1 protein-coding gene is annotated in these 661 nt (G+C 44.6%); it reads right to left on the reverse strand.

Features of this window, described 5'->3' with window-relative positions; genetic code table 11:
* Positions 1-661, reverse strand: a 661-nt coding sequence (locus KIV40_RS27090) for a POTRA domain-containing protein (RefSeq protein ID WP_285352276.1), incomplete at both ends; no start/stop codon positions are given.

Raw genomic sequence — 661 nt, forward strand, 5'->3', positions numbered from 1 at the left:
ATGTAGACGCCTTTCTTATCTGGAGAGATCGATACTTGAGTAGAATCAACTTGGAACTTCAAGTAACCACGATCAAGGTAGTAAGACTTCAGCGCTTCAATGTCACCCGCAAGTACTTGCTTCTGGTATTTTTCATCCGCTAAGAAGTTCCACCATGCCACATCCACATTTAAGTTGAAGCGGCTCAGTAACTCTTCGTCACTGTACACTTCATTGCCAATGAAGTTGAGCTGTTGGATCTTCGCTGACACACCTTCAGTAAAAACAAACTTAAGGTCAGAACGGTTACGTGGTAGAGGCGTCACAACCGCTTTTACTGTCGCATTGTATTTACCAACACTGTAGTAAAAGTCTTCGAGACCTTTCTCAATATTGCTCAGCGTTGTGCGGTCTAACGCTTCGCCTTCACGCACACCGGATGCATCAAGGTTTTGTTGAAGCTGTTCTTCCTTAATTGCTTTGTTGCCAGAGAAAGAGATGTTAGCGATTGTTGGACGCTCTTTCACCTGCACGATCAGTACGCCTTCGTCACGTAATACTTTTACGTCTTCAAAGTTACCGGATGCATAAAGCGCTCGAATAATTTCAGATACATCGCCTTCACTCACTTGATCGCCAATACGCACTGGCATTTTCAAGAGAGCAGCACCAAGTGCCACAC

The organism is Vibrio sp. D173a, from assembly GCF_030248475.1.